Consider the following 17,473-nt stretch of genomic DNA (forward strand, 5'->3'; position numbering starts at 1 on the left):
TGCTTTGTGCATTTCTTTTCACCTCACTTTCCTTGATTTTCAATATACTTGCTTATTACGTCAATTGGGGCACCGCCTGTAGTTAGAAGACAAAAGCTTCTAGATCAAAAGTATTCCTTCCACAATTGCTTTCTGACGTGAGGAAATTCTTTTTTGATAAATGGTAACGCAAGCGGAACACTGAATGATTGTTACTATCTAATTTCATATGTATTACAGCCTTTCAATCAATTGAGACTGATTATATCATATAAAAATAGAAAATGGAAATATTATGAAAACAAATACCTCTAGACTATCGCCTAGCTGAAATTCATCACCCACTTAGCAAGCTGCTTGAAGTGGGAGTACTCTTTCAGAAAGACTGATAGATTACCATGGAATACCTCCTCATTTTGTTAAGATATCCCTCTTCAATAGAGTACCCTTTTTTAGTTGTTATTCAAAACAGTAAAAATTGCCTATCCTTAAAAAGGATGATCTTCGATAATATGATTGTAAAGCCAGGTCAAAGAAATGGCACCATTGTAGACATAATGGGATTTATAAAAGTTTGCAAATAAGTGATTATGTGATCAGTTGAATGAGTATATACAAAATAGACTGAATGCAAAGGAAGTGCTATAATCAATATTGATAATCATTATCAATATTGAAAGGGTAAGACATCCATGCATATTACATACTTACAGAATCATTTTAGACTCTACACAGCTCAAACATTTGATCAGAGTGATACAACAATTCAATTAAAAAAACATCCAAAGACCACGCTCATTCAAAATTTGGTGATCCAGGAATACTTATCGAATTATTTAGATGAATTGCAAAAAAACGTATATCGTACCAAAGATCGAACCACAGTCGGTTCACTCTTTACAAAAACATTTTCTCGATTACCTCTTGCTGCTTTTGTATCGATGAGTGCCTTTGATAAGAAAATGGTCTTTTCTTTAGCAAAATGCTATCTTATATCCCAATATGAAGGTGAAAATTGGGTGCCATTGTTTCGTTTAGAAGATGTAGAATGGGAACCCAGGCCCATAACTGGTACTGATTCCTGGCGGGATGATGCAATCAACAAAGTATTTAGTGAGTTGATTGATCCTATTTTAACAAAAGTTGCACAACTGACAAATGCACCAAGAAGGATGCTATGGGATAATTTTGCCGTTGTTTTAAAAGACTCTTACCAAAATAAATTACCGAACCCTATGAATAAACAAGCTTTCGAGGATTTTCGGTATATTTTTGAGGAAGTAATTCCGCATATATCAGGTATAAAGATAAAACCAAAGCGGACAAGTTGCTGTTTAGCTCATAATATAAGAAGAACGAATGCTACTATTAGAGAAAAATTAGAGGAGGCGAAAAAGGATACAGCCGTTAAAATTTTTTGTAGAGACTGCCCATTAACACGTAAAAAAGAAGAGAAAATAAAGGAAAGTCCAATTTAGAAAAATTTAAGCTTTATTTAATTTGCTGGTTAGAAGCAAGGATTAAAATGGGATAACTACTTGAAGCGTATGAAAGGGAGATTAGAAATGATTTCGCTTACAACAAGACGTTGGTTAATCTCATTACATTTGCTTTTTTCGGCAATATTGTTTGGCGTTACAATTGCTTACCTGGTCTTTAGTATAAATGCGCTCACTTCAAGAGACCAAGGAGAGCTTCTTTCTGACTATCAAAGTATGCATCTGCTTTCAGTTACAAGCGGTCGTTTCTCGATCATCGGTACATTGGTGACAGGTATCGTCCTGTCTGTCCTTACACATTGGGGTTTATTTCGATATTACTGGATTATTTTAAAGGAAATATTAAGTCTCTTCTCGCTTGTTATTGTTTTTGGCTTTATCCCACAATGGTCGTTGGATGCTATTATATTTGCTAAATCTGGAGGGATTCATAGTGCTACTTTGGTGATTCATCAGCAACAATTGTTAGTCAGCATTATTCTTCAGATCATCTCATTAACTACAATGATCCTCTTATCTGTTTTTAAGCCTCGGAAAAAAGCAAAAAAAAAAAATGAATCATAATTTATTCCATAAGAATTTAATTCAAAGATTATACTAGGGATGTTTTATTTTAGTGAATTTTTTTATTAATATATAGTTATTAACTATATTCGGAGGGTTGGGAATTGGAATCTAAACCATCAGTGCAAAAACTCCCTAGTATTCAACCAAAGGTACTTATGCAAGATTTGCAAAATAAATATGGTCACAAGCAAATGATTAAATTAAACTCAAATGAAAACCCCTATGGCTATTCATTAAATGTGATCGAGTCCATAAAGAATATCGATCATTTACATTTTTATCCTGAAGTGAATGATCCATTGCTATTTCAAAAGTTAGCAAATCTATTAGGAGTTCAAGTTCAACAAATTATTTTTGGAAATGGTTCAGATGAGCTTATCCAGATGGTGTGTCGAGCATTTTTACAACCTGGAGATGAATCAATTCTAGCAAAAGAAACCTTTCCTGGTTTTCTGACTGAAATCCAGATCGAAGGTGCTTTACCAATTCAAGTTCCCTTAAAAAATGGCGTTCACGATCTGAATCAAATGAAGCAGATGATTTCCCATAAAACTAAAATTATTTGGCTTTGCAATCCTAATAATCCTACTGGGACTATTTTTACTCATCAATCATTAGTAGACTTCTTAAATCAATTGCCAAAAAATATCTTAGTTGTGATCGATGAAGCTTATGCTGAATACGTACTAGATACAAATTACCCCAAATCATTAGCACTACTTTCAAACTATCCGCAGCTAATAGTGATTCGAACGTTCTCAAAAATTTATGGTTTAGCAGGGATACGTCTAGGATATGGAATTGCCCATCCAAAATTAATTCATGAATTACATAAAGTGCGTCCTCCATGTAATATTAATCGAATAGCCCAACAAGCTGCTATTGCTGCCCTTGCAGATCAGAAATTTGTTGATTATTGCAGAAACACAAACGAACAACAACGTAGGAGACTTTATGATCACTTAAATAAATGGAACTTACCCTATTATGTATCACATGGTAACTTTATTATGTTTGATATGAAATATCCTAGTAAAAAGGTGTATCAATTTTTATTAGAACATGGGATTATTGTACGTTATTTTCCAAATTACCCAACTCATATTCGGATGACAATTGGGACACCGAAACAAAACCAAGTTTTTATAAATATATTTTCACGGTTTTTAGAGTCCCATTAAGAGCATACTTTTTGCATACTTCAGTCACCTCTGCAATACTTTGAATTGAACACATCTTGATCTTTATATTTGCTTGAAATCATACTTTCATAAAAGTTTTTAAAGCCCCTTTCAAGGGGTTTTTTTATAAGATTTTTTAATTACTTAATAAACATTTAATCAATGGTTTAGTTTGGGATTAGTATTGCTCGATATGATGAAGCTGTATCATTCATCTACAGCTGAGTAGGAGGAGAGCAAATGAAAAAAAAGAAATGGATATCGTTTGGTTTAGTAGTGGGACTTGGTCTAGCTGCTATCTTGTTTAATGGATTTCAAGCTATAGGGTCTAGCAATTCGGGATATGAACAATATCAAGCTGCATGGAAGAAAACGCAAGCGGCCAAGAGCTACACAGGTAATTTACATGTTACGTTAAGTGATAATGGCAAAAAATCGGTAGATATTGTTTCTGAGATTCAGAATGATCAGACGAAAAATCTCTCATCTCGTCAGATGCAATTAACTCTTGGAGATAAGAAACATCTAATCCATTTCTACTCACAGCAAGATCATCAGTATGTACAAGACGCTAACGGTAAGATTTATGAGCTTAATCATCAGAAAAAATGGGGTCAATCAGATCATAAGTGGGCGAATGAGTCAGAAGGAAGTACCATTCGTGAAACCATTGTTGATACGTTATTTGGAAACATCAAGCAACAAGTACAAATCGAAGAACTGCAAAATGGTTCCAAGAAGGTTTCTTTAAGTTTAAATAACAAGCAAATCCCTGCTGTTATTCAAGCAATTGGTTCTTTTGCCATTAAAAAGGCAGGAGGTCATCAGGAGGTATTTGCTAAACATTCTATAAGCTCCGTAATACCAGGACTTGATGAAGAGATTAAAAAACAAAAGCCACAATTAACGCAAGATGTGAAGATACAGTCATTTCAGTTACAGTCAACAATCAATCGAAGCGAACTGATTGAAAGACAGCACGCTACTATAGTTGTAACAGGTAAAGATGTAATGAGTAAACAGCATCAACTTACGATAAATATTGAATTGAATCGTTCAAAAATAAATCAAACCACTCCAAAACAAGTTCCACTAAACGGAAAGAAAGTAGAAAAAATATCTTGGGGACGTTCGTAATCAAAATAAATAAGCCAGATAGTTTTCTAGACTATCTGGCTTAATAAAGGAGATGAGCTGGTGGGCGAGATTGTGTTAGATGTACAAAATGTAACGAAACAACATAAAAATCACCGAGGAATCTTTCATATTAACCTTACGCTGCATAAGGGGGATGTTTTTGGATTGATGGGTCCAAATGGGGCAGGAAAATCTACTTTATTTAAAATTTTGGTGGGTCTTATTAAGGCTGATCAAGGAAAGATTCGGTTTTTTGGACATTCCCTTGATACAGCATTTGAACAAGCAATGAAAAAAGTGGGTTGTCTCATTGAAAAAAGTGTTGCATATGAGCATTTAAGTGCGCTACAAAATTTGCAATTGGCAGCCCGATTTTATGCAGATATTCATCCTAAAGACATAGAGGAAGCCTTAAAAACAGTTGGCTTATACGAGGTGAGAAAAGAAAAAGTGAGTGATTTTTCGGCTGGAATGAAACAGCGAATAGCGCTTGCAAATGCACTAATATCCAATCCAGTATTCGTTATTTTAGACGAACCTATCACCAATCTTGATCTTGATGGGATGATAGAGGTACGAAATATTATCCATCATCTATCAACAGAAAAGGGAATCACTTTTTTAATTTCAAGTCATTCAGCAAATGAAATGGAGAAAATCTGTAATCGAGTTGGTGTGCTTTTCAAGGGAGAATTGCTGAAAATAGGAGATATTGATGAGTTGACAGAAAGGCAATCATTAGAAGAGTTTTATTTAAATTGTGTCCAAACGAATGGAGTGAAGGATCATGAATAGGTGGCAAGCAAGTCTAACAAATGAGCTGCAAATCTTGCTGTATCGACGAAAAATTATGCTTTTATTCTTATTAATCAGCTTGCTACCTGTCGTTTTCACGCTTATAAGTAATGCGATTGGCTCTATAATAGACCTCCACACCATTACCCTAAGTTTTGTCATGCCTTTCTTATTGCCATGCTATATTTTTATGATTGCTACGGAACTGTTTGTAAGTGAAATCGAAACAGGAACAATAAAATTGGCACTCACAAGACCCATTGCTCGTTGGAAAATATATACGTCAAAAATCATTGTTGCAAGTATTGTTATTTTTGCGCTGTTGCTTACAATCTGGTTCATGTCATTCTTGATGAATCTATTTGGGTATAATACCTGGAGTGCGAAGGGCTTGATTGAGGAATTGGTCATCTATGTCGTTACGTTTTTTCCTATGTTTGTTCTATTTATGCTATCTGTTTGGATTGGGCAAATGGTTCACTCTATTACAGGAAGTATGGTGATTTCATTATTGCTCTATGCATTGTTTAAAGTTGTACCGATTTTCATTCCTTTATTAGGAAATTTTTTATTTACGAATTATATGGATTGGTATACATTGTGGGTAAATAACCCTTTACCTTGGAGCCAATTATTCTCGATTGCTTCTATGTTTTTAGCGAGTGGAGCTATATTTGGAGTTGTGGGCTTGTTTTTATTTGAACAAAAAGAAATCAATTAGGTGATAGAATTGTCCATTCGTTTACGTTTGATTCTTTCTTATTTAGCAATGCTTGTGATTCCAATCATCTTATTTATCATCTCCATGTCTCTAATGGTGGGAATTTTTATGGGTGGTTATCAAGAGTTTCGTAAACAGATGGATTGGCCAAATAAAAATGCTCATCGAGTTCCAATAAATATGGAATGGAAAAATGAAACCATCATCGAAGTAAAAACACTTGCCACTTATATGCCGCAAAAATTTAATGATAAGCATTTTCTTAATCAATTGGAACAACGATTACAGGTACAGCATTTGGGGATTATGATTTTAAAAGATCAACGGATTCAGCATATTTCATCCTCATTAAAGAACGCAAAATTAATAAAAGCTTTAAAAAACCAAGGAAATATAATGAGTGGCATCATAAAGCTGCAAAAGCTAAACTATTCCTATCAACAAATTGTTACTGGTAATCTGCATTTATTCATTGTGAAAGATCAAAATGTTTTTAGTCGTTTTGTAGATAACTTTTTTTGGTATATTCCTCTTTCTTTATTGATGGCTTTAGCTTTAACAAATGGATTACTCACTTATTTTGTTTCGCGAAGCATAATTCGACCCCTTGACACTTTGAAAAAAGCTACTGAAGAGATTATAAAAGGAAACTTAGATTTTAAAATTAAACCATTACGTAATGATGAACTTGGGAAGTTAAGCCAAGCATTTGAGGAGATGCGTAAAAGATTAAAAGAACTAATCGAAATACAACAACATTATGAAGAAAATCGAAAGGAGTTAGTGTCGAATATCTCTCATGACTTGATGACTCCACTTACTGCAATTAAAGGATATGTAGAAGGAATTCGAGATGGTGTAGCAGATTCTCCTGAGAAATTAGAGAAATATCTCGCAATTATTGAGCAAAAAGCGAATGATATGAACGAACTGATTGATGAGCTTTTCCTCTTTTCAAAGCTTGATTTAAAACGAGTTCCTTTTAACTTAGAAAAGCTATCATTGAATCTTTACTTAAAAAGATGTGTAGAAGAGTTACAGTATGATTATCATGGTCGATCACTTGAGATTGTTTTTCAGCCATTTGATGAATCGGTTTTTGTAAACGTTGATCGGGAAAAATTAAAAAGAGTTATGATGAATATTGTAGGGAATAGCTTGAAATATATGGATAAAGAAATGGCCACCATAGAGATTTTCACACAGCTGACAGAAGACTGGATCACCATATGTATACGAGATAATGGACCTGGTATCTCGTCTGAAGCTTTGCCACATATATTTGATCGATTTTACCGAGCTGATTCATCACGTTCTGCTACTCAAGGTGGAAGCGGACTTGGTCTAGCCATTGCAAAACAGTTAGTTGAGGGGCATGGGGGAGAGATATGGGCAGAGAGTGGATTGAAAAATGGTACACAGATCTGCTTGAAGCTACCACGAATTCAAGAAGTGTAGGTGAATCATGAAGAAAATTCTAATTGTTGAAGATGAGCCTAGCATCGCCGAATTACAAAAGGATTATTTAGAGTTGAGTGGTTTTGATGTTGATTTAATCGATTCGGGTAAAAAAGGGCTTGATCAAGCGCTGCACGAAACTTATGACTTATTAATACTAGATGTGATGTTACCTGAGATAAACGGATTTGAAATATGTAAACGAGTGCGTGAAGAGAAAGATATTCCCATATTGATGGTATCTGCCAAAAAAGAAGATATCGATAAAATAAGAGGTTTAGGATTAGGAGCGGATGATTACATTAGTAAACCGTTTAGCCCAAGTGAATTGGTCGCTAGGGTAAAAGCTCATTTAACTCGATATGAACGATTGAGTGCCAAATCTACTCAAACGAATAAGCAAATTCAAATACGAGGTATTCAAATTGATCAGGCATCACGTAGAGTTTATGTAAATAAACACGAAGTTGTTATGACGATGAAGGAATTTGATTTATTACTATTTTTTGCCAGGAACCCCAATCAAGTATTTAGTAGGGACCATTTATTTGAACGAATTTGGGGGTTTGATTCGATGGGAGATCCGGTAACTGTGACCGTTCATATACGTAAATTGCGTGAAAAAATAGAGCAAGATCCTTCGAATCCACAGTATATTGAGACGGTCTGGGGCGCTGGATATCGATTCACAGTATAAGCGATTTTTTATCGCTATTTGAAGAAGTACACTTTTGCTCGATTCTACTAGTTAGATGTTAGCCGTAATCAATAAACAGTCTAGGGATCTGTTTATTGGTTTTTAGAATCTGATGTACTCACTCATGAATCGAATTGAAAGGGAAAATAATCATCAAATAATTTTCAAATATACCTTTACAGGAATATTCCCGATGTGGTATATTTGAATTAAGCAAGAGACAAAAACACCAAGAGTGGAGCGATGTAAAATGAATCAAAAACAAGTAAAGACTGTTGTAAAGAAAGAGGGACTGTCTCTCATTGTAGAGAGAGAGTTTGACGCACCTCGTGAGCTTGTCTGGGAAGCGTGGACAAGTCCAGAGCATGTTGCCAAATGGTGGGGTTATGGAGGTGTCCCATTATATAAGTGTGAAATTGATTTGCGCGAAGGCGGTTCGTATCGGTATGTACAAAAAGGGGAAGATGGTTCGGAATTTCCGACGATTGGCAAATACCTTGAAGTTGTCAAACCTGAGCGCTTACGGTATTCAATGATTTTGGATATTGCTCCATTTAATGAACATGAATCAATTGTAATGGATTCTTTTGAACAGCTATCAAATGGAAAGACTAGGTTAACAATGAGAACAAATTATCCAACTATTGAAGTGTTAGAAGCTTCAGTTGCATCCGGTGCTGAGCAAGGTGCAATTGCTTCAATGGAACGTCTCTCTGAATATATTTCGAATATGTAAACCAAACAATTAATAAAAAAAGAGCTACTAACACAGGAGGAGTTTGATCAAATGAATCCAGAAGTTACTTCTTTTATTGAAAAATTGGATCAGCCGTGGAAAGTAGAAATTTGTAACCAGCTTCGAGAAATGGTTCATACATCAATTCCTGAAGTAGAGGAAAGAATTCAGTATAAAAAACCTCATTTTCTTAAAAACGGGCAATATGCAGCAGTGATCTCGCCTTCTAAAGATGCAATTGCGTTTATGATTATGAATGCCACCAATCTTACGGTTCCCAAAGAATTTTCAGGTCCTCCTGAACGAAAATGGTTAAAGATACGTAAAGGTGATACACCTGACTATCATATGCTTGCTACGCTTTTGGTTCAGGCGTCCAGCTCATTATAGACTTTTTGATCGGAAGGGGGGGAAGAAATGAATACAACAACATTTCGTGCTCTTGCCGAACCTAACCGATTACAGATTGTTGAACTACTCAGACGTGGTCCATTAACGGTTGGTGAAATTGCCGATCGCCTTCAGATCCGTCAGCCACAGGCATCCAAACATTTAAAGGTTTTAAGCGAGGCAGGAATTGTAACCGTTCGACCTGATGCGAACCGACGGATTTATCAACTACGGGCAGAGACACTTCAGGAAGTCGATGAATGGTTAGAACCATTTCGTGAGTTATGGGAAGAACGATTTGATCGACTTGAAGATTATTTGAAAGTGTTGCAAAAGGCAAGGCAAGGAGAATCAAGCTTTCATACGAAGGATAAGTGAATGGATTACAAATATTTCGTTGTTCTGCTTTTACAATAAAGATGTAGCACATTGTGAATGTTGTTTTGTATGCTCTTTACGATAAAACTAGATTTATTCAATGTAATTATGCTTGAACTACTACCACCAACAGAGGTGGTAGATTCCTGCGAACACCAGACCAACGTCCAGTTATCTTAGCAGGCTCTACCCGCCGTCCCAGCGGTGAAAACAAAGTATGCTCTGCTATGCTCCCTACTTTCGCTTGGTTTTCGCAACTTCGGTGAGCTGGGTGGTTGAAGATTTTACGTTACTGACCCTTTCCAGCAACAACCCCATATCTTCAGTTTTCAAATAGCTACAACTATTCTGACAAAAAAAGTGGTTCTAAGCATCCCCGCAAAAGGGATACCGAACCACGTCCCATTCACCTCACCGCTTGGAGAAGCGGGAGTACTCTTGGACGAATTTGGATAGATCGAACAAGAAGATCGGTTGAATCATCGATCTTCTTGTTTTTTTAGATTCGACTGCTATACGTAGGGTATAATAAATTTAGAAGAGATTCGCTTTACCTATTTAAGATTGATTGAAATTGTTACTAAAAGAATCCATACCATCGCAACTGTCGAGATGAAAAATAAGGTCTGTTTTGTAGCCACCCAATACATAGCGTTTTTCTGATTACACAGGTTGGAGGGGTTTGTATGATTAGCAAAAGAGAACTCAAAAATAGGGTTGATCGCGTTGTAGACTTGTATCAAAATTTCGACCATTTATTAAACAAGTTACCAATTGAGCTTCCAAATGGCGCTAAGGGAAAAATTAAGGAAATAATATTTAACAATAAAGAAATTAATAAAGTGATTAATGGACTGAAGGAGAGAAGACCTCCGCGTTTTATTATGATTGGCAGAACCGGTGTAGGAAAAAGTAGCTTAATTAACGCCATTTTTGGGCAATATGTCGCCATAACGAGCCCTGTGAAAATAGGTACAACGCAGCACATGAGCTATAGCTATGAATCGGATGGTGAGGTTTTATTTGAGGTCATTGATACAAGGGGCATAGCAGAATCATTCACAGAAGAAAAAATAAGAACAGCCGAGGAAGATTTAAAAACAGCTATTAAAGAATTTGAACCGGATGCAGTATTATTTCTTTCGAACGCTACAGAAAGATCAAAAATGGATCAAGATCTATCATTTATTAAAAATACTTGTAAAGATATGGGCGATCATATTCCATTGGTTACAATACTCACTCATGTTGACGATTTATATCCGTCGAGAATAAAAGAAGCAAAAGAGTATTCAAACGAAAAGATTAAAAACATTGGTGATTCAAAAAAACAAATGATAAATCTTCTAAATGATTTTGAAATAAATGGCTCGGTTGTAATACCTGTCTCATCGTATATTGAATGGGATCAAGAGAATCCACAAGATTTAGAGAGAAGTGAGCGCGAAAAATTAAACATCCAATTTGATGGGAGATACAATATCGATGAACTATTAGACTTTCTAGAGAATAATATTGATTTTAATGCAGCTATTCATCTGATGATGATAACAAGAATAGAAAAGGCAATAGGAAAAATATCAGCACTCATTATAAAATCTTTTGCTTCTGTAAGTGCAGTTGTTGCGGTGACTCCTGTGCCATTTAGCGATATCTTTATTTTATTGCCGATTCAATTCTTCTTAATAACCATTATCTCTTACCTAAGTGGTGCTGATACAGATAAAGATAGTGTGAAGGATTTTCTGATTGGCATTGGCGGGGCTGGTATCTTAGGTTATGCTTTAAGATTTGTTGCACAACAAGGGGCAAAAATGATTAATATTGTTCCGGGGGTGGGAAGTACCATAAGTGCTGGGATTGCTTACTCAGGAACATATGCAATCGGAAAAGCCGCCGAAGCCTTTTATATAGACAAGAAGAGTTTTCCAGAGTTGAAGAATCTTATGAAAAGAGCCAAGAAGGAAGGAGAAGAAATCTATCATAAAAAAGAGTAGAGTGGGATCGATTCATCAAAATGAAGAGATGGAAAAAATAGGATTTTACCAAGGATCATTTAACGATCCTTGGGGTTCTTTTTTTAATAAGAATCAGTCGAATGTCCTTTTTGTTCTGCTTCCTGAACGGCTTGCTCTTTTTTATCCAGTTTGTGTTGGTATCTGTAGCTTTTTAACCCTTCTGCCACCTGACGACCATAATCAGGGTCGCATTTTGTAAATAGCTCAATCATCCGTTCTTGAATCTGTGGGCGGCAAACTGCAAGATCTGTAACTAGATTATGAATTAAATCTGTTCGTTCCACGTCATCAAAAGAGCGATAGGTATCACCAGCTTGCTCAAAATCATTTGTTCTTTCAATACTTTCTCGGACTAATTTTCCTGCTATGTGTGGGGTGTAGTCTGGGTATTGCTTTGGTGCTTCTTTTAGTCCATTCATAGATGAAGGTTCATAATTAACATGTGGATTTTGTCCTGGTGCTTGGTCAACATAAAAAGCCATTTGCCCATCTCGTTGATTAGTCGATACATGTTTTTTCGGTGCATTGATTGGTAATTGTAGATAATTTGCACCTACACGATAGCGCTGTGTGTCGGAGTAGGAGAAAGTTCTACCCTGTAACATTTTATCATCTGAAAAGTCTAATCCATCAACCAATACGCCTGTGCCAAAAGCGGCTTGTTCTACTTCTGCAAAGTAATTTTCCGGATTTTTATTGAGTACCATTCGACCGATTGGTAACCAAGGAAATTGATCTTTTGGCCATATTTTCGTGTCGTCTAAAGGGTCAAAATCAAGCTCAGGATGCTCATCATCGCTCATAATCTGAACCAGTAGTTCCCACTCAGGATATTCACCTTTTTTAATCGCCTCATATAAATCTTGTGTAGCATGGTTAAAATTTTTTGTTTGAATGGCTGCTGCTTCTTGTGAAGTTAGATTTTTAATTCCTTGTTTGGGTTCCCAGTGGTATTTGACCAATACAGCTTTTCCCTCTTTATTCAGCCATTTGTATGTATTGACACCAGAACCTTGCATTTGTCGGTAGTTGGCAGGAATACCCCAAGGAGAATAAACAAAGGTAACCATATGAATGGTTTCTGGTGAATTACTACAAAAATCAAAGAATCTTTCGGGGTGTTGGATATTGGTAACTGGATCAGGTTTGAAAGCATGAATCATATCGGGAAACTTGATTGCATCACGAATAAAAAAGATTTTTAGGTTGTTGCCTACTAAATCCCAGTTTCCATCTTCAGTGTAAAATTTGACTGCAAAACCACGTGGATCTCTCAATGTCTCTGGCGAGTGTCCACCATGAATAACAGAAGAAAAGCGTACAAATACAGGTGTTTGCTTCCCTGCTTCTTGAAAGAGCTTTGCCCTTGTATATTTATCGATTGGCTCATTGCCCGCTTTTCCATATGCTTCAAAGTATCCATGTGCCCCTGCTCCTCGTGCATGAACAACACGTTCTGGGATACGCTCCCGATCGAAGTGTGAAATTTTCTCGATAAAATGGTAATTCTCTAAGGTCGCCGGACCGCGGTTCCCGACTGTACGTAAATTCTGATTATATGTAACAGGATGTCCTTGTCTTGTCGTAAGAGTTTGCTGATCCTCACCCTCTGCTAATCGATGGTCTAATGCATCTCCCGCACCTGTTGATGCGTTACCATTTTCCAGTGCCTTATCGTTGTCCATAATAGCCTCCTTGAAAAAGCTTGTAATATCTCCATTTTTTGATAAAGTGGTTTTTTTTATACGAAACTGATGAAAACCCAATTGAAAAAAAGAAGGAGAAGAGGAATAAATAGATGCTCTATGGAGGGTGGATTGTGAATATAGTGTGTTTTCGGAAATCCGGTTAAAAGAATTTGTTAATATAGGAAAGTGGAGATCAATATCATAATTTGAAGAGGTGATATTAATGAATGATTTTAACATGATACTCAGAACTGATGAGGAGCTTCAGAAGAACATTGTGGGTAAATTAGAACCACACAATGCGCAGATTACACTTGTGGAGTATGATCATCAATGGCCAGAGCTATTTAATTTTGAGGCAAAGCGAATTCATTCCATACTTGGTCAAAAGGCGGTACGTATTGAACATGTTGGCTCTACTTCTGTGCCTGGATTATGTGCGAAGCCAATCATAGATATAGTGCTTGTTGTGAAAGATTCTACTGATGAGCAGTCTTATATACCCGCATTGGAAAAGGAAGGTTATACCCTTAGAGTTAGAGAACCTGAATGGTTTGAGCATCGTTTGTTGAAGGGATCTAATATTGACATAAATCTTCATGTATTTAGTGATGGTGTATCTGAGGTCGACCGAATGGTAAAGTTTCGCGATTGGTTGCGTACACATCAGGCAGATCGTGATCAATACGCTCGTGTTAAACGTAAGCTAGCAAAACGAGTTTGGAGGCATGTACAACATTATGCGGATGCTAAAACATCTGCGATCCAGGAGATTATGGAACGGGCGAATGGAGTCAAGTAACCTAGCATGTAAGATTCGTAGATCTTCTTTAAGAAGATACCTTTTATATATAAAATTGTTATTTACAATACCGTGTTACTATTAAAATGATGGTTCGTCAAGCAGGTGCAGCTAGATGAAATCATCATTTCTAGAGTTCCCGATGCTGGAATCAATGATGGAGAAGCAATTTTTTATCTAGAAGATGTCGTATTAGTTAGATGTAATATAATAGATGAGAGAAGAAGGTTATTAAATCATTATCCTCAGAAAATCAAATTAATTCGCTGAAAAATGGAATCATCCGTTTTGATAGATTAGCAGATGCTTATTCATTCCCCTTCTCCTATGTGGACAATTCACAGGAGAAGGGGGAATTTGATGTTGACTGATATATTGTTACATGAAATCAAGCTAGTCAAAAACCAAGGTTTTTCCAGTTTCAATCAATGTTTTTGTATTTGATAAGATCATAGGCCATCCTTTTTGACTTCCTGCATAAGAAGGATCGTCTTCTTTCAACTGATCATGAATAAGTAACAGCTTTGTAGATTGACCAACTTGCTCTAACTCATATGTGATACGAGATTCATATTTCTCGGTATCAGGATTATAGGCTTTACCAGTAAAGTGGGTGAAGCTTAATTTCTTGTTTGGCTCATAAGCCAACACGGTTCCATAGACATGTGTAGTACGTTCGCCTTCTGCGCCTGGTCCTACATAAACAAGCGGTTCGCCAACCTTGAATGATGACTCAATGATACTTCCATAATAAAGCTGTTTTGTAAACTCAGGATCGATTAAAGCTTTCCATACTTGTTCCAAAGTACCATCAATATAAAATTCGAATTGTAAATTTTTCATAGTTAGTCTCCTTTACTTATTTGGTATCTGTAATATAGCATTCTATTACTGACAATCGCTGTCAGTGATTTATAATATTATGTGAGGAAATAGAAAAAATATGCTGGAAGTATAATGGGAGAGGGATTATCCTATGTCCAAAGCAGATACGATGCTGTCTATTTTATGGTTGCTCCGATCAAGAAAACGAATGACAGCACAACAGTTAGCTGAAGAACTAGAGATTCATATACGAACTGTGTATCGATATATCAATTCATTATGCGCCAGTGGAGCGCCGATTATTGCAGATTCTGGACCAAACGGGGGCTATCAGATTTTGGATCATTTTATCGATAGTCCATTATTGTTTAATATGGAGGAACAGAAAGCGCTCGTTCACGCTTCGATTTTTGCAAAAGAGGCAGGATACCCATTTACAGATGCACTAGAACAAGCAATCGGAAAGCTCAAGCGCTATACAAATGAAAGGCAACGTGATCAGATTGAACTTCATGGAAAAGGCTTGTCTGTTATATATCCATCAAGTACAGATCGACTAAAAGAATTTCTTCAAATCTTAGAACAAGCAGTCGCACAAGGTCGTTCGTTGGAGATGGCATATGATCGCGGTAGGAACAACGTACCTATCATTCGTGTTTTTGATCCGTATGGAATTATCCATTGGAAAGGTCACTGGTATACAGTGGGTATGTGCCACTACCGAAAGGCGTTACGAAGTTTTCGAGTAGATCGGATGAAACAGTTGAAATGGACCGAGCAATGTTTTGAACGACCAAGCTCGTTTTCGGCAAGAGATTTTTTATTGAAGAATTTACTTCCTGATTCTCTCCAATCAGATCAGCTAGTAACAGTGCGAATTCAAGGGCAAGAACGGCTTTTAAATGAACTATGTCAACATTGGTTATTTGGTCATGCATTGATAGAGCGAGATGATCAAGAAGCAATATTTAGGTTAGGGCTTCCTTCTTTAGAATCATATGTACCTTATTTTCTGCTTCCTTATGGAAGAGCGCTCAAGATTCTTGAACCAGACTTACTGATCGAAAAAATGGTTGAGGTTAGCACGGGGATTGCGACCCATTACAAATCGATGAAAGATGAAAAGAATTTAATTCATAAAGAGTCGATCCAGCATTGAAAATGAGCACCTGTTAAGAGAAGAATGATTTCCCTTTCTTAACAGGTGCCTTTTTTCGTGTTTTTTTGGTTGATATTGGAAAGTAATCGATTGCTCTCTATTAAAATAATAAGTTTGTATTTGCTTACATGGACAAATCACATAGCAGTTCCTTACTCTAATGAACATTCATTGGAAGGAAGGTTGAAATGATCCATACTGCTTCTGGTAATCGTTTAATTAGTTATTTTTCTTCTGTTAGTCGTTTCATGACTCGCATTAAATGTTGACTTACTTCCGGACTGCGTCGGCCCATCCCACACGAGCAAGCAAGATCTACTTTGTGGTCTCGTATTGACTCTATCGTATTACGAATCTCCTTCAGATCATCAAAGCTGCATTTTTCATGGACAATCCCAGCAATAAACCTCGTTTCGGAAGGCAAATGAATCTCTTTTAAAGGCTGATAAAAATTTTCTTCTTTTTTTGGTGGAATTTCTCCTTCAGCAAGTGGAAAATGAACATACCTTAGAGAATGAGTTTGAGGCCAGTTTTGGATAAGTTGATTTGTAAAACTAGCAAGAATTTCTAAAGTTGGTGGATGAATGAGAGATTTATTATTTAAGTCGCCATAACATAAATGAATACCAATAGAGGCAGGGTATTCAAAACGTTTTACTAATCCAATCACACTATTTAAAGCATGATCAATCATCTCAGGTGATTGATAGAGTAGACCAAGTTCAGCTGGACATTCCAGTTGGATGACCACATCATCATCTGCTTGTTTTAGGATTTCGTTCATTTCATATGCTAGACGTTCATTGAAAGAATCGTAATAGCGAAAAATTTGATTTGGTTCAAGCATATGTAGAGCAATTGCCATTCCGGTTGGCGTTCCCACTTGAAATTGAAGTTTGGGGAATTGGTGTTGTTCGCGAAGTTGTTGAAACAGAGGGTAGCTGGTACGAAAGTAATCATGATAGTGAAAATTTAAATGTTGAACCATTTCCTGAGGTGAAACTTTTGGTTTTACTTTATAGAGGGAATCATAATCAATTGGAAAACCATTTTCACCATATTGCCCATCTTTCACAATTTCCCAACGTTCTTGGTCGGCAATACAGGAGTCAATGGCTGCCATGGCCCAGCCTTGTCGGCTTCCTAGAGGATATTGCTCACTTTTTTCACCAACCTCACCATCTGGTAAGCTAAATAATGTATTTCCTAGAATATTTATAGCTTGACGCATCGCTTCTTCTTCGTTTTCAAATGGTAAACTTCCAACTAATAGAGCCTTTCGTTCCAACATCATGATCCTCCTCCAATTTCTCTGTCTAAATACATCAATTTAGTACTAAGAAGTAGATTTGCTATTAATATTAGCATGAATAAATACTGACAGTAAATTTAAACGTTCATTCTTTTCGAATGGGCTTGGGCATTCGAGTGAGTATATTTCCA

17 protein-coding genes and 1 pseudogene are annotated in these 17,473 nt (G+C 36.4%); 14 read left to right on the plus strand and 4 right to left on the minus strand.

What is annotated here, in order from left to right; genetic code table 11:
- Nucleotides 1-23: 23 nt before the first annotated feature.
- Nucleotides 24-158: pseudogene (locus BUB71_RS18880) on the minus strand (transposase); the annotation flags it as partial.
- Nucleotides 159-671: 513 nt separating this feature from the next.
- Between BUB71_RS18880 and BUB71_RS14020 the strand changes: the two are divergent.
- From BUB71_RS14020 to BUB71_RS14075, 12 genes are all read left to right on the plus strand, one after another.
- The gene (locus tag BUB71_RS14020; protein WP_073155819.1) at nucleotides 672-1,457 is read left to right on the plus strand and encodes a hypothetical protein; all 786 of its coding nucleotides are present in this window, start codon (nucleotides 672-674) and stop codon (nucleotides 1,455-1,457) included.
- 87 nt (nucleotides 1,458-1,544) lie between these two features.
- Nucleotides 1,545-2,042 (plus strand): hypothetical protein, encoded by a 498-nt coding sequence (locus BUB71_RS14025; RefSeq protein ID WP_073155823.1) that lies wholly within the window; start codon nucleotides 1,545-1,547, stop codon nucleotides 2,040-2,042.
- A 104-nt stretch (nucleotides 2,043-2,146) separates the two neighbouring features.
- The gene (gene hisC / locus BUB71_RS14030) at nucleotides 2,147-3,226 is read left to right on the plus strand and encodes a histidinol-phosphate transaminase (protein ID WP_073155827.1); all 1,080 of its coding nucleotides are present in this window, start codon (nucleotides 2,147-2,149) and stop codon (nucleotides 3,224-3,226) included.
- 240 nt (nucleotides 3,227-3,466) lie between these two features.
- A complete protein-coding gene (locus tag BUB71_RS14035; protein ID WP_073155831.1) occupies nucleotides 3,467-4,363 on the plus strand; it encodes a hypothetical protein in 897 nt (298 codons plus the stop codon).
- A 60-nt stretch (nucleotides 4,364-4,423) separates the two neighbouring features.
- The gene (locus BUB71_RS14040) at nucleotides 4,424-5,158 is read left to right on the plus strand and encodes an ABC transporter ATP-binding protein (protein ID WP_073155835.1); all 735 of its coding nucleotides are present in this window, start codon (nucleotides 4,424-4,426) and stop codon (nucleotides 5,156-5,158) included.
- Nucleotides 5,151-5,879, plus strand: coding sequence for an ABC transporter permease (locus tag BUB71_RS14045; protein ID WP_073155838.1), 729 nt, complete (start codon nucleotides 5,151-5,153; stop codon nucleotides 5,877-5,879). Before BUB71_RS14040 ends, BUB71_RS14045 begins: the two co-directional genes overlap by 8 nt.
- A 9-nt stretch (nucleotides 5,880-5,888) precedes the next feature.
- Nucleotides 5,889-7,337, plus strand: coding sequence for a sensor histidine kinase (locus tag BUB71_RS14050; protein WP_073155841.1), 1,449 nt, complete (start codon nucleotides 5,889-5,891; stop codon nucleotides 7,335-7,337).
- Nucleotides 7,338-7,344: 7 nt separating this feature from the next.
- A complete protein-coding gene (locus BUB71_RS14055) occupies nucleotides 7,345-8,034 on the plus strand; it encodes a response regulator transcription factor (RefSeq protein WP_073155844.1) in 690 nt (229 codons plus the stop codon).
- A 250-nt stretch (nucleotides 8,035-8,284) separates the two neighbouring features.
- On the plus strand, nucleotides 8,285-8,770 hold the full coding sequence (locus BUB71_RS14060) for an SRPBCC domain-containing protein (protein ID WP_073155849.1): 486 nt from the start codon (nucleotides 8,285-8,287) through the stop codon (nucleotides 8,768-8,770).
- Nucleotides 8,771-8,821: 51 nt separating this feature from the next.
- Nucleotides 8,822-9,160 carry a DUF1801 domain-containing protein gene (locus BUB71_RS14065; RefSeq protein ID WP_073155854.1) on the plus strand — a complete coding sequence of 113 codons (339 nt, stop codon included), beginning with the start codon at nucleotides 8,822-8,824 and terminating at the stop codon, nucleotides 9,158-9,160.
- 27 nt (nucleotides 9,161-9,187) lie between these two features.
- Nucleotides 9,188-9,538: an ArsR/SmtB family transcription factor gene (locus BUB71_RS14070; protein WP_073155857.1), complete on the plus strand. Its 351-nt coding sequence runs from the start codon at nucleotides 9,188-9,190 to the stop codon at nucleotides 9,536-9,538.
- 686 nt (nucleotides 9,539-10,224) lie between these two features.
- Nucleotides 10,225-11,535 (plus strand): GTPase family protein, encoded by a 1,311-nt coding sequence (locus BUB71_RS14075; RefSeq protein WP_073155860.1) that lies wholly within the window; start codon nucleotides 10,225-10,227, stop codon nucleotides 11,533-11,535.
- A gap of 83 nt (nucleotides 11,536-11,618) precedes the next feature.
- Here BUB71_RS14075 and BUB71_RS14080 read toward each other — a convergent pair whose 3' ends face one another.
- Nucleotides 11,619-13,241: a catalase gene (locus BUB71_RS14080; RefSeq protein WP_073155863.1), complete on the minus strand. Its 1,623-nt coding sequence runs from the start codon at nucleotides 13,239-13,241 to the stop codon at nucleotides 11,619-11,621.
- A gap of 226 nt (nucleotides 13,242-13,467) precedes the next feature.
- On the opposite strand from BUB71_RS14080, the gene BUB71_RS14085 reads away from it, so the two are divergent.
- Nucleotides 13,468-14,046, plus strand: a complete 579-nt coding sequence (locus tag BUB71_RS14085) for a GrpB family protein (RefSeq protein WP_175552374.1) — start codon at nucleotides 13,468-13,470, stop codon at nucleotides 14,044-14,046.
- Between the two features lie 393 nt (nucleotides 14,047-14,439).
- Here BUB71_RS14085 and BUB71_RS14090 read toward each other — a convergent pair whose 3' ends face one another.
- Nucleotides 14,440-14,889 (minus strand): SRPBCC family protein, encoded by a 450-nt coding sequence (locus BUB71_RS14090; protein ID WP_073155867.1) that lies wholly within the window; start codon nucleotides 14,887-14,889, stop codon nucleotides 14,440-14,442.
- A gap of 133 nt (nucleotides 14,890-15,022) precedes the next feature.
- Here BUB71_RS14090 and BUB71_RS14095 point away from each other — a divergent pair, with 133 nt between their 5' ends.
- The gene (locus tag BUB71_RS14095) at nucleotides 15,023-16,030 is read left to right on the plus strand and encodes a helix-turn-helix transcriptional regulator (RefSeq protein ID WP_073155870.1); all 1,008 of its coding nucleotides are present in this window, start codon (nucleotides 15,023-15,025) and stop codon (nucleotides 16,028-16,030) included.
- Nucleotides 16,031-16,253: 223 nt separating this feature from the next.
- Here the strand turns inward: BUB71_RS14095 and BUB71_RS14100 are convergent, their stop codons facing one another.
- Nucleotides 16,254-17,324, minus strand: coding sequence for a uroporphyrinogen decarboxylase/cobalamine-independent methonine synthase family protein (locus BUB71_RS14100; RefSeq protein WP_139279117.1), 1,071 nt, complete (start codon nucleotides 17,322-17,324; stop codon nucleotides 16,254-16,256).
- Nucleotides 17,325-17,473: the final 149 nt, after the last annotated feature.

This window comes from Seinonella peptonophila (genome assembly GCF_900129355.1).
GTDB lineage: Bacteria > Bacillota > Bacilli > Thermoactinomycetales > Thermoactinomycetaceae > Seinonella > Seinonella peptonophila.

Excerpts from the sequence above, each read along its gene's own strand:
- BUB71_RS14020 (WP_073155819.1), top strand. The coding sequence starts at position 672 with ATGCATATTACATACTTACAGAATCATTTTAGACTCTACACAGCTCAA.
- BUB71_RS14025 (WP_073155823.1), top strand. The coding sequence starts at position 1,545 with ATGATTTCGCTTACAACAAGACGTTGGTTAATCTCATTACATTTGCTT.
- BUB71_RS14035 (WP_073155831.1), top strand. The coding sequence starts at position 3,467 with ATGAAAAAAAAGAAATGGATATCGTTTGGTTTAGTAGTGGGACTTGGT.
- BUB71_RS14045 (WP_073155838.1), top strand. The coding sequence starts at position 5,151 with ATGAATAGGTGGCAAGCAAGTCTAACAAATGAGCTGCAAATCTTGCTG.
- BUB71_RS14055 (WP_073155844.1), top strand. The coding sequence starts at position 7,345 with ATGAAGAAAATTCTAATTGTTGAAGATGAGCCTAGCATCGCCGAATTA.
- BUB71_RS14060 (WP_073155849.1), top strand. The coding sequence starts at position 8,285 with ATGAATCAAAAACAAGTAAAGACTGTTGTAAAGAAAGAGGGACTGTCT.
- BUB71_RS14065 (WP_073155854.1), top strand. The coding sequence starts at position 8,822 with ATGAATCCAGAAGTTACTTCTTTTATTGAAAAATTGGATCAGCCGTGG.
- BUB71_RS14070 (WP_073155857.1), top strand. The coding sequence starts at position 9,188 with ATGAATACAACAACATTTCGTGCTCTTGCCGAACCTAACCGATTACAG.
- BUB71_RS14075 (WP_073155860.1), top strand. The coding sequence starts at position 10,225 with ATGATTAGCAAAAGAGAACTCAAAAATAGGGTTGATCGCGTTGTAGAC.
- BUB71_RS14080 (WP_073155863.1), bottom strand. The coding sequence starts at position 13,241 with ATGGACAACGATAAGGCACTGGAAAATGGTAACGCATCAACAGGTGCG.
- BUB71_RS14085 (WP_175552374.1), top strand. The coding sequence starts at position 13,468 with ATGAATGATTTTAACATGATACTCAGAACTGATGAGGAGCTTCAGAAG.
- BUB71_RS14090 (WP_073155867.1), bottom strand. The coding sequence starts at position 14,889 with ATGAAAAATTTACAATTCGAATTTTATATTGATGGTACTTTGGAACAA.
- BUB71_RS14095 (WP_073155870.1), top strand. The coding sequence starts at position 15,023 with ATGTCCAAAGCAGATACGATGCTGTCTATTTTATGGTTGCTCCGATCA.
- BUB71_RS14100 (WP_139279117.1), bottom strand. The coding sequence starts at position 17,324 with ATGATGTTGGAACGAAAGGCTCTATTAGTTGGAAGTTTACCATTTGAA.